The organism is Pedobacter immunditicola, assembly GCF_037482985.1.
GTDB classification, from domain to species: Bacteria; Bacteroidota; Bacteroidia; order Sphingobacteriales; family Sphingobacteriaceae; genus Pedobacter; species Pedobacter immunditicola.
In genome coordinates, this window is the sequence record NZ_JBBHKC010000010.1 from 32,201 (window position 1) to 46,511 (window position 14,311).

The following is a 14,311-nucleotide window of genomic DNA, read 5'->3' on the forward strand; positions in this document are numbered from 1 at the left end:
CTTTATAAAAATACAATATCAGTAATCACTTCAGAACCGGTTCTTTCATTCAATTTTTGGATGATACCGGTTCTTACCATTAAGAGTTCATTCTTAATAACCGAGGATTCTATTCTTACAAAGAGCTTTTGATGCGCAACGTAAATTTGAGTAGTCCGGTTGGCAATTGCCTTCCCCATCACCTCGGGCCATAAGGCAACCACGGAAGTCTGGTCGAACCGGCTTCTCAATTTATACACAGAAAGCATTTTATCGATACCTTCTTTTAAGGTGATGTCATTAGGTTTACGCATGATTTACAGCTCCATTATTTACTTCGAACAAAGTTACGGGAACATTAATGCTATTAAAAATATTAAGCACTCTATCTTTCCCGGTATCAGTAATAAAGATCTGGCCAAAATCATGATGTGATACCATTTCCATCAGTTTATGTATACGCCGGTCGTCAAGCTTATCAAAAATGTCATCCAGCAGCAATAAGGGTTTGAAGCCTTTATATTTCTGGAGGTAAGCATATTGTGAAAGTTTTAGTGCAATTAAAAAAGATTTCTGTTGCCCCTGTGAACCGAACTTTTTCAATGGCATGTCTGCGATAGTAAACAGGAGATCGTCTTTATGAATTCCTACTGTTGTCCTTTCCAGAATCTTATCTCTCTCTGCCGCTTGTGCCAGCAAGCCTGAAAAATCATGATCGTTCAACTGCGACGCATAAGTTAAACAAACTTCCTCGCTGCCATCGCTGATAAATGAATAGTAATTATTAAATAAGGGGATAAACTCTTCCATAAAAGCTTTGCGCTTAATGAAGAGCCTGTTGCCAGAGGCCACCAGTTGTTCATCAAAGATCTGCAGCAGGGCAGGATCATATTTGCGTGTCTGGGCAATTTGTTTCAACAGCGCATTGCGGTTTAACAAGTGACGGTTGTAAATCATCAGTTCATCGAGGTAACTGGAGTCAGTTTGTGAGATCACATTATCCATGAAACGCCTGCGCTCCTCACTGCCATCTAAAATAATGTTGACATCATTCGGAGATATCATCACCACAGGAAACAGGCCGATATGATTGGCGAGTTTTTCGTATTCCTTTTTATTGCGCTTAAACTGTTTCTTCTGATTTCTTTTTACGCCGCAGGTTATTTTTTCATTCTTTTTCTGGCGCTCGAAATCACCCTGTATTAAAAAAAGATCTTGGTTTGTTTTAATTTGCTGACTGTCAATAGGGTTGAAATAGCTTTTACACAAACATAAATAATGTATGGCATCGAGCAGATTGGTTTTTCCACCGCCATTATTACCTACAAAGGCATTGACTGTTTGAGAAAAACGGACATCAGCATCAGCATAATTCTTGAAATTTAAAAGCGTAATATTTTTTAACCACATAGTTTACACCACAAAGTTACCCTTTAACTAGGTTAAAACACTAAACTTTAATTAAATAGTGCGGAAAATGGTTGATACTTTGAACGAAAAACGTATTTTTGCAATCCTTAATATTTTTATATAAAATGTCCACAACAGAAAAAGAATTAAACAACCCTATTAAAAAAGGGTCTTTTGTAGAAGAGAACTCAAAAAGCCTGTTATTTATTGTAGGTGCGATAGTGGTATTGATCGGTATTTATATCTGGTATCAGAACGTCTATTTAAAAGACAGGGCTGAGGAAGCTTCAGCGAAGATGTATAAAGCTGAACAATTCTTAGGTGTTGATTCTCTGGCTAACAAAGCCCTAAAGGGTGATGGTGGTTATCCTGGATTTGAACAAATTGCAGCGGAATATGATAACACAAAATCGGCAAACCTTGCCAACCTTTATTTAGGTGGTATCTATTTACGTAAGGGTGAATATAAAAAAGCAACTGAAGCGTTAGGAAAATATGCTGAAACAGGCAGTCCTGTTGCAGATCCATTGGCCCTTGGTTTATTGGGTGATGCATACAGCGAATTAAAAGATTATAAACAAGCGGCTACTTATTATAAAAAAGCAGCTGATAAAGCCAGCAATAAATTTACCTCTCCGATGTTCCTTAAAAAACTGGGATTGGTTTATGAGCAGTTAAAAGACTTTAAGTCTGCGAAGGATGCTTATACTAAAATCCTTAAAGAATATCCTGCAAGTCAGGAAGCGGCAATGATTGATGCATACATCGCACGCGCAGAGGCACAAATTAAATAACATTCACCAAAATATTTAAGAAGGCTAACCGCACAGGTTAGCCTTTTTTGTAGGCAATCCTTATCTTTACCTCATGGCAACACAACTAAAAAACCTTAGTGATTTCTCTCATACCACAGTTCCTGACGGCAGTTCTTATCATTTTGCTATTGCAGTTGCAGAATGGAACGCAGAAGTAACCGGTGCTTTATACAATGGCGCATTGGCCACCCTGCGACAACATGGTGTTAAGGAAGAAAACATTATTTCTGTCGCTGTTCCGGGAAGCTTTGAGCTTACTGCTGCTGCAGAAATACTTTTAAACAAACATCCGCAGCTTGATGCTGTTATTTGTCTGGGCTGTGTGATCCAGGGAGACACCAAACACTTTGATTTTATTTGTGATGCGGTTGCACAAGGAATTACCCAGGTAGGCATTAAACACAGCAAGCCGGTTATCTTTGGTGTCCTTACCACCAACGACCAGCAGCAGGCGATTGACCGTGCAGGAGGTAAACATGGCAATAAAGGAGATGAGGCAGCAATAACTGCCATTAAAATGGCTGAACTTGCTGCTACGGTGTAGCAACCATTTATTTAAACATTAATAAAGAATTGAGATGGAGTGGAAGAAAATAACTGATGTTGCACAAATTGCTGACATTAAACAACAGGCCGGTTATAGCCTGATATTCAAACACAGTACCCGTTGCTCGGTAAGTTCGATGGCTAAAAGAAGATTTGAACTGGATTGGGATGCTATTCCTGCAGGAACTAATTTATACTTTTTGGATTTAATCAGCTATCGCGACATTTCTGCGCAAATAGCTGACACTTTCCAGGTTCACCATGAATCACCGCAAATCTTATTGATTAAAGATGGCGAATGTATCCTTGATGCTTCCCATGGCGATATCTCTGCAGAAGAGGTAGCCGAGGTGATCAATAAGGTGATTAATAGTTAAAAGTTACTGTTTTGGTAATGTCCGGGTGTATGCTATAGGCAACCGGACAAGTATGCGCAGATCTTTCGATGATTGTTTTCACCTTGTCGGTATATTCATTTGCAGGAAACTGAAAGTTCACTTTAATTTCTGCAACGCGTCTTGGGTTTTCGGCCATCACCTTCGTAATTTCGCAGGTGGTGCCATCAACATTAAAACCATGTTCTCTTGCGGCTATGCCAATAATAGTGAGCATGCAGTTACCCAAAGAGGTAGCTAAAAGATCTGATGGGGAAAATGCCTCGCCCTTGCCTTTATTGTCTAAAGGTGCATCTGTAATAATTTCATTTCCAGAGCGTTCGTGGATGGAGGTAGTTCTTAAATCTCCGTTATAGGTTATTTTTGAAGTTGCCATATTCGTTTTTTGACTACAAGATTACCATTAATTTTTTTGGATATCAACCTTGAGCAGGCAACAATTCAATCCTATTGCTTAACTTTGCCCTATGATCGAACTTCCGGTTGTTTCAGCAAACCAAACACAGCGTAAACCAGATTGGCTTAGAGTAAAGCTTCCTGTAGGGAAAGAATATGCTCAGGTACGCAGCTTAGTGGACACACATAAACTGCATACTATTTGTGAAAGTGGTAATTGCCCTAATATGGGTGAGTGCTGGGGTGCGGGTACCGCAACCTTCATGATCCTGGGAAATATCTGTACGCGCTCCTGCTCCTTTTGTGCTGTAGCGACAGGAAGACCCCTTGCTGTGGATGTTGATGAACCTAACCGTGTGGCCAACTCTGTGAAGTTAATGCAGGTGAAACATTGCGTAATTACTTCAGTTGACAGGGATGACCTGAAAGATGGTGGTTCCATTATCTGGGCTGAAACTTTACAGGCGATCCGCCGCGAAAGTCCAGAAACTACACTGGAAACTTTGATTCCTGATTTCAGGGGTATCTGGCCTAACCTGGAAAGGGTGCTGGCAGAAAAACCGGAAGTGGTTTCACACAATATGGAAACTGTAAAAAGGCTGACCAAACAAGTAAGGATTCAGGCGAAATATGACAGGAGCCTTGAATGTTTGAAACGTATTTCTGAATCTGGTGTGAGGACCAAAACAGGGATCATGCTTGGCCTTGGAGAAACTGAAGAAGATGTTTTTGAAGCGATGGATGATATTGTGGCCAATGGCGTTCATATTTTAACCCTGGGCCAGTACTTACAGCCTACCCGCAACCACCATCCTGTTGTTGACTGGATCCATCCTGATCAGTTTGCAAAATACAAGGAAGTGGGCTTGGCTAAAGGTTTAAGGTATGTGGAAAGCGGACCATTGGTGCGTTCTTCTTACCATGCTGAAAAGCATTTATTTGACTTTTAGGGTTAAACCAACCGCTGTTTATTTCCGATCTTAAAACCGCAGTGATTTAAATTTAAGCGATTTAAACTTCAGCCAGTAATGTGCCTGACAACCTTGGGTATATTTTCTGCAACCTGTGATGCCGTGCTGTTAAAGTGATCAACGGCTAAATCATCACCTGCTATTCCATGCACATAGCAGGCCGTGATCGCGGCTTGTACCGCTGAAAACCCTTCTGCAACATAGGCGGTAATTACGCCCGTTAACACATCTCCCATCCCACCCTGGGCCATTCCGGGATTACCCGTCGGGTTAATATAAACTATGCCTTCATGCGATACGATAAAACTGTACCGGTTTTTAAGCACGATGACAATTTGCAGTTTTTCAGCTTGTAAGCGAGCTGTTTCTAAGCGATCATACCAGGAAGCGTGTGCACCAAACAAATGATCGAATTCTTTCATATGGGGCGTTAAAACAGATCCCGCACTGATTAAATCCTGAAGGCCCTTGTTCTGTGCCAACAGGTTCAGCGCATCTGCATCCATGACCAGTGCTTTCTTTGAAAGCAGCACTTCCTGCAGTAAATCTTTGGCCACTGGGGAGGTCCCTAGTCCGCTGCCAATGCCAATGGCGTCATACTTATCCATTTTCGCCAACACCTCCTTACGATCGATATACATTACTTCGGGCAGGGCAGTATTTAAGGTGTTCAGGCCGCTTTCAGGAACAGAAAGGGTGGTTAAACCCGCTCCGGTATATAAACAACCTTTGGCATTCAAAAGCGCAGCACCCATGGTTTGTGTGGCCCCGGCAATCAGCAGTGCGTGGCCATAAGTTCCTTTGTGACTAAAAGGCTTCCTGGGTTTTAAAAAACCTTTTATATCCTGAATTTCGACGAGTTGATAGGCCGGCTTTTGTGATTGAATGAATTGTTCATCCAACCCGATGTCTTCCACTACAAAGTGTTCCGTTGCCGCTACGGATTCAGGAAAAAAAAAGTTGATCTTTGGTCTTTGAAAACAAATGGTCTTATAAGCACTGATGCCATTATAAGGCATCGGCAGCACACCTTCGGCATAAAAACCTGTAGGAACATCTACAGCATACACTTTTTTGTTCAACCCGTTTATTTGCTGCACCACCTGTTCCAGCTTCCCCTCCAAAGGTTTATTCAAGCCGGATCCCAGGATGGCATCGACGAGAATTTCTGCCTCAAGTCCTAAAATTTCCTCCGGTTCTGAAAGTTCAGTAATCTTGACCAATGATTCCTTTAAACGCCATAAGTTCGCCAAGAAGTCGGGACTTTGTTTAGGGAATAGGTCAAGCACAAAAACCTGCAGGTTTTTATATCCCTTGTTCAGCAATAAGCGGGCAATGGCCAGGCCATCTCCCCCATTATTTCCTTTCCCACAAAACACCGCAATGGTTTTTTCTTTACTGATGTCCTCGCGCAAAAAAGCAACCAAAAAGGCTTCTGCCGCACTTTCCATTAAATCGACAGAAGAAATCGGTTTGCTGTTGATGGTGTAAGCATCGGCAGCTTTCATTTGGGCAGCGGTAAGCAGTGTTTGCATAACACTAAGTTAATTGAAAGTTGGTTTAGTGCAATTGTTCCAGGACAAATTTGCTACCATTCGTATTTCTTTCCTTTTTCTAAAACACTTAACCCTTAAATATACAGGGGGTTACAAAATAAAACTATTTCCAAAAGTGAATATATTTCTTCCTAACTTATATAATGTATCTGAGATAAAGCGCCCAATTATTTTCTAAAGGCCTGTGGACTAACCCATTCCCAGGCATGATTGCATTCCATAGCTTCATGATCTTTAAAAATCAAATTACATTCGTATGAAAAGGGAACTTCTACTTAAAACATTGGTCTTTCAATTCTTTTTAGGCCTCCTGGCTTGTCATGTGTATGCCGGAATAATCGAAAACAAGGATAGATTGATCATCCTTCAAAATGTTGATGTACAAATCAGGGGTTTGGTAACAAACAGTACCGGAGAAACACTACCAGGCGTATCGGTAAGTGTTAAAGGCACTAAAATAGTTGTTGTTACCGATGCCGCCGGCCGCTACACCATTGCCGCCCCAGAAAATGCAACCCTGGTTTTCACTTCCATCGGTTATGTGACCCAGGAAATCAGTGTAGGTGGACGAACAGAGATCAACGCCATTTTAGTCCCATCTGAAACAACGTTGGCCGATGTGGTGGTGATTGGTTATCAAACGGTAAGGCGGAAAGATTTAACCGGATCTGCTGCTACCATTGATACAGAAAATGCGGATCGGATTGTTTCCCGTTCTGTACCTGAAGCCCTGCAAGGTTTATCACCCGGTGTAACCATCCGTAATGGCGGTGCACCAGGCCAGGAAGCGGTAGTCAATATCAGGGGCCTGAACACTTTTTTTGGTAATGCAAGTCCGTTATATATTATCGATGGGATGTATGCCGATGTAAATACCGCTGTTAATCCCAACGATGTTGCAGATATACAAGTACTGAAGGATGCTTCAGCGGCGGCTATTTATGGATCCAGGGCTGCCAATGGAGTCATCATCATCACCACAAAAAAAGGAAGAAGCGAGGAACCTAAAATCGAAGTCAGCTCACGGTTCAGCGTATCCAAGATTCCTAAAAAGTATGAGATGATGGATGGCCCTGCGTATGTGAGGATGAATACCATCGCCTATCAGGCAGGCAATTTTCCCCTGCAGAATGCTGTGGCAAATTATGACGGCAGCGTCAATACCAACTGGTCCGATGAATTATTAAGGACAGGTGCCGTGCAGGATTACAATGCAAGTATTTCCGGTGCCAGCAGCAGCTCAAATTATTTTATTTCTGCGGGATATTTCAATGATAAAGGGACTTTGATCGCTAGAGATTTCGACAGGAAGTCCTTGCGCGTAAATACCGAAACCACCAGGGGAAGGTTTAAATTGGGAGAGAACATCTCTTTCACGAATTCCATCGGTGAAACTCCTTTTCTGGGAGGCAACTTCGCCGGCAATCCCTGGTATGACATGTGGAGCAGCGTACCGATCATCCCCGTTCGAAGCAATAGCCTGATCAGTAACGGGAATCCCGGTGGCTGGGGTTATGGATCCACCTCCACAGTGAATACTTTTGCCCGTAACCAGGTCGCTATCGCCGATATCACTTCCTTAAGAAATAATCTGTTCAGGCTGATCGGCAATGCCTATTTAGACTTCAAAATCCTGGATGGCTTGAATTATAGGTTTAATGCAGGACTGGAAACAGGCTACGGTAAAATAAAATCAATCAGGAAAGATGGTTCATGGTATCAAAACCAAAGTCCGGAGGTCAGTCAGTTAGCAGATATCAGGTCGCAGTTCTTGAGTTATTTGCTGGAACATACTGTGAACTTCAATTACACACGTGGTAAACACAACTTAAATGGTGTTGTGGGTTATACAGAACAAACCGTCCAAACAGACAGTATCTCGGGTGGCAGGTTAAACCTTGCCCAGTTCGGCGGTAATTACTTTACCACCATCAATTCGGCTACAGGAGATATGACCTCCTCCGGTTTATTGAACAAATATTTAATCAACTCTATATTAGGAAGGTTAAACTATAATTATGCTGACAAATACCTGGCAACCTTAACCTTCAGGTCGGATAAGGATTCCCGTTTCTCGCCTGATCATAGAACAGGTAACTTTCCTTCGGCAGCCCTTGCCTGGAGAATTTCCAACGAAGATTTTTTCAAGCTGAGCTGGGTCACAGATTTAAAGATCCGGGGATCGTATGGGGTGCTTGGTAACGCAAATCTTGGCGCTTATCAATATGTTGGTTTCCTTAACCAGGGCCCGACGGTTGTCTTCGGTCCTGATCAGCAATCATTCAATGGTGCTACACAGGCCAGACTGGTTTACGAAGATTTGCGTTGGGAGGAAAAGAGAACGACCAATTTTGGATTCGATGCTGCCTTATTAGATAACCGCTTTACCGTAGTGTTCGATATATTCAGGTCTGTTTCCAAAGATGTGCTGGTGCCGCAGGCCCTTCCAAATTACCTTGGAAATTTACAGGGCGACCCTTTGGTGAACATCGGATCCATCGAGAATAAAGGTATAGAGTTGGAGCTCGGCTATAATCCACAAACAACCGGTAATTTTAAATGGAATATATCCGCCAATTTCAGCATCATCAGAAATGAAGTGCTCGAATTGGGAAACCTGGGTATAGATGAAGCTACAGGTGAACAAAGGTCCTATATTACCTCTGGAAATACACGCACACAAGTGGGTGGTGCGGTGGGGGAATATTATGTGCTGAGAAGTGAGGGTATTTTTCAGAGCATGGAAGAAATAAATGCCCATCGGGCGCAGGCGGCCTATGCACAACCCGGGGATATCAGGTACAAGAACCTGGTGGACGGTGGCACAGACGATGATATCAATGACCAGGACCGGCAATTTGCAGGCTCTCCATGGCCCAAATTAACAACAGGATTGCAGTTTAACTCTTCCTATAAAAACTTTTCGCTCAACCTGCAGCTGTATGGCTCATTCGGACAAAAGCTTTATAATGATGTCCTGAGGGAGTTGGATAGCTATGGCTATTCCAATTATCGTCAGGACCTTAATCCCTGGACACCGACGAACACGGGCACAAGCGATCCGCGGATGGGCGTAGGTTATGGTGTAGGTGGTGAACCCGCAGATAGGGGCATTGTTTCCAATGCCAGGGGCAATTCAGACAGGTGGATTGAAAACGGCTCTTTTTTAAGGCTCCGTAATATAGAGCTTGGTTATACTTTACCTGCTTCTTTATTGAGCAGGGTGCATGTTTCAAGCGCCAGGCTCTACATCAGTGCTCAAAATTTATTTACCATTACCAGCTACAGTGGTATAGACCCGGATGTGGTTGGCGCTAATATTAACCTCGAACCAGGTGTTGATAATGGTAATTATCCTGCTTCAAGGATTATTTCATTCGGTTTAAGCCTTGGATTTTAATTGATTTTGTAGAAACATAAGAAAGCGCATTATGAAAAGATTAATTAGTATTATTATGACCATATCGATCATTATACTGAGTGGCTGTAAACGGGACTTTGATGACCCAAATCCGAATGCACCAACTTTGGCTACTTTCTGGAAATCAAGTGACGATGCCGTAAAAGGGGTAAATGCCATTTACGGAACCTTTTACCGTACAGCTTCTTTATATTCCAGGTGGCTTTATTATCATGGGACCCTTAAATCTGATGAAGGCTTTGGCTCCGGTGGGGATGGGAATCTGAACAACCTGATGAGTTTTAACCAGACAAACTATAACCTGGACCTGACTGCACTCACCTGGCAAACCTTATATGTCGGCGTATTCAGGGCAAACCAGGTTATTGCTTACGTACCTGCCATAGAGATGGATGCCGCATTAAAGGCGAGGTTAATGGCGGAAGCTAAGTTTTTGAGGGCTTTATTTTACTATAACCTTACCTTGTATTTTGCCAGACCTCCGCTCATGCTGGAACCTTCAGAACTGCAAGACGTACCTGCAAATGCGACTACGGAAGACGCCTGGGCACAAGTTGCTAAAGACTTGAACGAAGCCATTCCTGACCTTCCGGTTTCCTTTACAGGCACTGATCTTGGGCGGGCAACCAAAGGAGCTGCCTATGCCTTATTAGGAAAAGCCTTTTTACAGCAAAAGAATTATCAACTTGCTGAACAAGCTTTTAACTGGCTCGTTGTGGGCGAAGGCAGCAGTATTTATAATTTAGTGCCCAACTACCGTGATAATTTCATCATCACCAGAGAGAATAATGCAGAATCTGTGTTCGAAATTCAGTTCAGTGAGAATATAGCAGAAAGTACCGATGACGATGTGGATGAAACCCGTGTGAATAATACAGGTACTTCCATTTCCCAGTTTTATGCACCTCCGGGTGTTGGCTTCAATGATGGTGCGGCCAGAAGATGGTTGATTGATGAGTTCCTGCAAGAACAAACCATCACCGGAGAAAGGGATCCCCGGCTTGCCGCATCCTTTATATACAACAATACAGATCCCGCGGGCCCAACGGCAACATTAGTATACGGACGTACTTTCGCTGATCGTTACCCTAACCCGCCTGACGCGAACGGAGTTTGGTTCAGGAAGCTATTAAATGATCACTGGAAGAATGAAGAGGGATTCCGGTCGCCGAATAACTACAGAATGATTCGTTATGCAGATGTATTGCTGATGTATGCGGAATGCTTGAACGGCCTGAACAGAACCCAGGAAGCTTATCCATATGTGGACAGGGTACGGCAAAGAGCAGGACTGGCAACATTAACCGCCACTAAACCAGGCCTTACTGCTGAAGCATTTTTAACACAGCTCAAACATGAGCGCATCGTGGAACTGGCTGGTGAAGGCTGGCGTTGGGCAGATTTGCTGCGTTGGGGAGATTTAAGTCCGACACTTGCCGAAAGGGATCCGGAGTTCAGGAACTTTATTGTCGGCAGACATGAATATTACCCTATTCCACAGCGCGACATTGATTTGAATCCAAACTTAACACAAAATCCGAATTATTAAATAACTAGCGAGCTTGTATCATGAGGTTTCGTCGTCCCGGGTTCTGGTTATACTTATTCACATCACTGGTCCTTACACAGTGGTCCTGCAGTAAATCAAGCGACCCCGATCCTATTGCGCCGGTACAACCACCTGCAGCAATAACCACCTTTACCAATCCCATCATGAATGGTGCTGATCCTTCGGTTTACCAGAACGACAGCATTTATTATTACCTGCAAACCGTTGGTAATTCTATCCGCTTGTGGAAAACGACTTCGATGTCAAAATTAGCCTCCTCAGCCTCACAAACCGTATTCACCCCAGAACAAAATGCGGAGAATTCGAGAAACATCTGGGCACCGGAAATCTACTTTCTGGATGGCAAGTGGTATATTTATTATACTGCCGGCAATGGAACCGACATCAGTCAGCGTACCTGGGTGCTTGAGAACGACAGTGCCGATCCAACGAGCGGCACATGGGTCGATAAAGGCAGAATTTATAATAAAAATGCAGATTATTGGGCAATTGACGGCACTATACTGGAAGTCAACAATAACCGCTACTTTGTTTGGTGTGGCAGGCCTGATGTCACCAATACGGACCTCACGCAGCAGATTTACATCTCCAAAATGACCAACCCCTGGACCCTGGAGGGTTCAGTGACCTCGTTAACTGCACCAGCATATAACTGGGAAAAACACGGTTTCGGTGTGAATGAAGCACCAGTCACCTTAAAGAATAAGGTTAATGATGTTTTTCTTGTTTATTCTGCCAGTTATTGTGGCACTGATGATTATTCATTGGGAATGCTGAAAGCTGCTGCCGGAACAGATCCTATGGATGCCTCCAGCTGGATCAAATTCATAGCACCTGTATTTTCAAAAAAGCCACAAAGTTTTGCTTATGGCCCCGGACATAATTCGTTTTTTAAGTCGCCAGACGATACCGAGAACTGGATCATTTATCATGCAAACTCGGCGGCCAACCAGGGTTGTGCCGACAAACGAAACGTGAGGATGCAAAAATTTACTTTCAGCACCGATGGAATTCCTAACTTAGGGGAACCGGTAGCTACCGGACTGCAAATCAACAAACCATCAGGAGATAAATAACATGAACAGAAGATTTTTAAGTTTGATCTTTGCTCTGCTCATCACGGCTATGGTTAACCCAGGCTGTTTCCAGCGGAATATTTACACTTTTACCAACCCGCTGTTGCCGTCCGGCCCTGACCCATGGAATATTTACCACGATGGCTATTACTATTATACCCATACTTTACAAGATAGCCTGGTGATTTGGAAGACAAAGAACATTGCTAATCTGAAAACAGCAGAAAAGAAAACCATATATGTCCCTCCTCCAGGCACTCCTTATTCGAAAGAACTTTGGGCACCGGAGATCCATTATTTAAACAACAAATGGTACGTGTATTTCGCTGCTGATGATGGAAAGAATAAAAACCACCGACTTTATGTGCTGGAAAACTCCGCAAAAGACCCCTTTTCAGGAACTTTTGTTTTAAAGGGAAAGATAACTGATCCATCAGATAAATGGGCGATTGATGGATCTGTTTTTTACCACCAGAACCAGCTTTATATGGTTTGGGCCGGATGGGAAGGTGATATCAACGAAAAACAGGAGATTTACATCGCAGCGATGGAAAACCCCTGGACGATTAAAGGAAAGAGGTCAAAAATATCCAGCCCGGAATATGAATGGGAAAAACACGGCGACCTGAACGACCCTGACAACCCACCCCATGTTTCCGTAAATGAAGGTCCCCAAATTTTGAGGAACAAGGATAAGACCTTTCTGATCTATTCTGCCAGTGGCTGCTGGACAGACTTTTATGCCCTAGGGATGCTTACCTTAACGGGCACTGATATCCTTGACCCTAAATCATGGGTAAAAAGTCCGCAGCCTGTATTTAAGCAATCGAAAGAAAACGGGGTCTATGCCCCTGGCCATAATTCATTTTTTAAATCTCCGGATGGCAAGGAAGACTGGATCCTTTACCATGCCAATTCCAAACCTGGACAGGGTTGCGCACGTTTCCGTTCGCCGAGGGCACAGCGCTTTTCATGGCATGCTGATGGCACACCAAACTTTGGTCAACCTGTTAAAGAAAATGTACCGATGCCCATCCCTTCCACTGGCAGGTAATTTGAAATAGGAGACTGCCAACACACAGGCTTAAATTTAACTTTCGTATTTTTGCAAAAAGAAGGATTTTAAATGGCGCAATATAAAACAAACGAAGAAGTAGAAATTCAACGTGAAAGTTGTTTAATGGTGAGTGCAACAATTACTGAAGTTGCAAAAATACTAAAGCCAGGGATCACCACTTTATCACTAGATACCATGGCGGAAACTTTTATCAGAGATAATGGTGGAATTCCATCTTGTAAAGGCTATCACGGTTTCCCCTATTCCCTTTGTATATCCGTAAATGAACAAGTAGTACATGGTTTTCCGGGGAAATATGAATTAAAAGATGGAGACCTGATTACGATTGATACCGTGGTTTATAAGAATGGATTTCATGGTGACCATGCCTACACTTTCATTATCGGGGAAACCACACCAGAGATTCTGGATTTCGTAAGGATCACAAAAGAGTCGCTTTACGTTGGTATTCAGCAGGCGGTAACCGGAAACCGTACTGGAGACATTGGTTATGCCATTGAAAATTACACCAATGGAAAACATGGCTATGGTGTGGTACGTGAAATGGTAGGCCATGGTGTTGGAAGGGAAATGCACGAAGATCCGCAGGTGCCAAATTATGGCAGACGTGGAAGCGGCAAGAAATTAATGGAGAATATGGTCTTGGCCATTGAACCGATGATTACCATGGGTAACCGTGAAATATATACGCTTGATGATGGTTGGACCATTGTTACTGAAGACGGTTCTCCAGCCGTACATTTCGAGCATAACGTTTGTGTAAAGAAAGGTAAGCCGGAAATTCTTTCCGATTTTACAATTATCGAAGAAGCAGAAAAAAAGAATAGCAATTTAAATAGTAGCTATTACAACCTGTTGGTTGAAAACTAATAGATCAGTCGTTTTAGGCTCAAGTTAATCCCTATACGATTACAAACAATTTCTCATCCTGATTTTCGGCACGATTAATCAGTCCTTGCTCTCTCTCCTGGACTGATTAATCGTGCCGAAAATATTTTAAATAATTAAATTTTGAATTTCAATATTTAAAAGTTTCATTTGTAATGTAAACGATTACATAAGCCCGCAGTACTTGAAGGCACCAAATATATTTCATTA

General features: G+C 42.8%; 13 protein-coding genes. 9 read left to right on the forward strand and 4 right to left on the reverse strand.

The window, feature by feature from the left end:
• Nucleotides 1–2 precede the first annotated feature (2 nt).
• Both WG905_RS16920 and recF read right to left on the reverse strand, forming a co-directional pair.
• Nucleotides 3–293 (reverse strand): DciA family protein, encoded by a 291-nt coding sequence (locus WG905_RS16920; protein ID WP_339592936.1) that lies wholly within the window; start codon nt 291–293, stop codon nt 3–5.
• Nucleotides 286–1,389, reverse strand: a complete 1,104-nt coding sequence (gene recF, locus WG905_RS16925) for a DNA replication/repair protein RecF (RefSeq protein WP_339592937.1) — start codon at nt 1,387–1,389, stop codon at nt 286–288. The genes WG905_RS16920 and recF overlap by 8 nt, the downstream gene beginning before the upstream one ends.
• Before the next feature lie 125 nt (nt 1,390–1,514).
• On the opposite strand from recF, the gene WG905_RS16930 reads away from it, so the two are divergent.
• From WG905_RS16930 to ytxJ, 3 genes are all read left to right on the forward strand, one after another.
• A complete protein-coding gene (locus WG905_RS16930; protein WP_339592938.1) occupies nt 1,515–2,183 on the forward strand; it encodes a tetratricopeptide repeat protein in 669 nt (222 codons plus the stop codon).
• A 73-nt stretch (nt 2,184–2,256) separates the two neighbouring features.
• Entirely contained in the window at nt 2,257–2,748 is a 492-nt protein-coding gene (gene ribH / locus WG905_RS16935; protein WP_339592939.1) for a 6,7-dimethyl-8-ribityllumazine synthase, read from the forward strand.
• Nucleotides 2,749–2,782: 34 nt separating this feature from the next.
• Nucleotides 2,783–3,127 carry a bacillithiol system redox-active protein YtxJ gene (gene ytxJ, locus WG905_RS16940; RefSeq protein ID WP_339592940.1) on the forward strand — a complete coding sequence of 115 codons (345 nt, stop codon included), beginning with the start codon at nt 2,783–2,785 and terminating at the stop codon, nt 3,125–3,127.
• Here ytxJ and WG905_RS16945 read toward each other — a convergent pair.
• Complete coding sequence (locus WG905_RS16945; protein WP_339592941.1) at nt 3,117–3,521, reverse strand: OsmC family protein; 405 nt, start codon at nt 3,519–3,521, stop codon at nt 3,117–3,119. The two genes, ytxJ and WG905_RS16945, sit on opposite strands and share 11 nt — an antisense overlap.
• A 91-nt stretch (nt 3,522–3,612) precedes the next feature.
• On the opposite strand from WG905_RS16945, the gene lipA reads away from it, so the two are divergent.
• Complete coding sequence (gene lipA / locus WG905_RS16950; RefSeq protein ID WP_339592942.1) at nt 3,613–4,491, forward strand: lipoyl synthase; 879 nt, start codon at nt 3,613–3,615, stop codon at nt 4,489–4,491.
• A 68-nt stretch (nt 4,492–4,559) separates the two neighbouring features.
• On the opposite strand, the gene WG905_RS16955 is transcribed toward lipA, so the two are convergent.
• Nucleotides 4,560–6,047 (reverse strand): NAD(P)H-hydrate dehydratase, encoded by a 1,488-nt coding sequence (locus tag WG905_RS16955; RefSeq protein ID WP_339592943.1) that lies wholly within the window; start codon nt 6,045–6,047, stop codon nt 4,560–4,562.
• Nucleotides 6,048–6,324: 277 nt separating this feature from the next.
• On the opposite strand from WG905_RS16955, the gene WG905_RS16960 reads away from it, so the two are divergent.
• The 5 genes from WG905_RS16960 to map all read left to right on the forward strand — a co-directional run bounded on the left by WG905_RS16960 (nt 6,325) and on the right by map (nt 14,083).
• The gene (locus WG905_RS16960; RefSeq protein ID WP_339592944.1) at nt 6,325–9,468 is read left to right on the forward strand and encodes a SusC/RagA family TonB-linked outer membrane protein; all 3,144 of its coding nucleotides are present in this window, start codon (nt 6,325–6,327) and stop codon (nt 9,466–9,468) included.
• Between the two features lie 31 nt (nt 9,469–9,499).
• Entirely contained in the window at nt 9,500–11,038 is a 1,539-nt protein-coding gene (locus WG905_RS16965) for a RagB/SusD family nutrient uptake outer membrane protein (protein ID WP_339592945.1), read from the forward strand.
• 20 nt (nt 11,039–11,058) lie between these two features.
• Nucleotides 11,059–12,135, forward strand: a complete 1,077-nt coding sequence (locus tag WG905_RS16970) for a glycoside hydrolase family 43 protein (protein WP_339592946.1) — start codon at nt 11,059–11,061, stop codon at nt 12,133–12,135.
• Between the two features lies 1 nt (nt 12,136).
• Entirely contained in the window at nt 12,137–13,189 is a 1,053-nt protein-coding gene (locus tag WG905_RS16975) for a glycoside hydrolase family 43 protein (protein ID WP_339592947.1), read from the forward strand.
• Nucleotides 13,190–13,261: 72 nt separating this feature from the next.
• Entirely contained in the window at nt 13,262–14,083 is an 822-nt protein-coding gene (gene map / locus WG905_RS16980; RefSeq protein ID WP_339592948.1) for a type I methionyl aminopeptidase, read from the forward strand.
• The last annotated feature ends 228 nt before the right edge of the window (nt 14,084–14,311 follow it).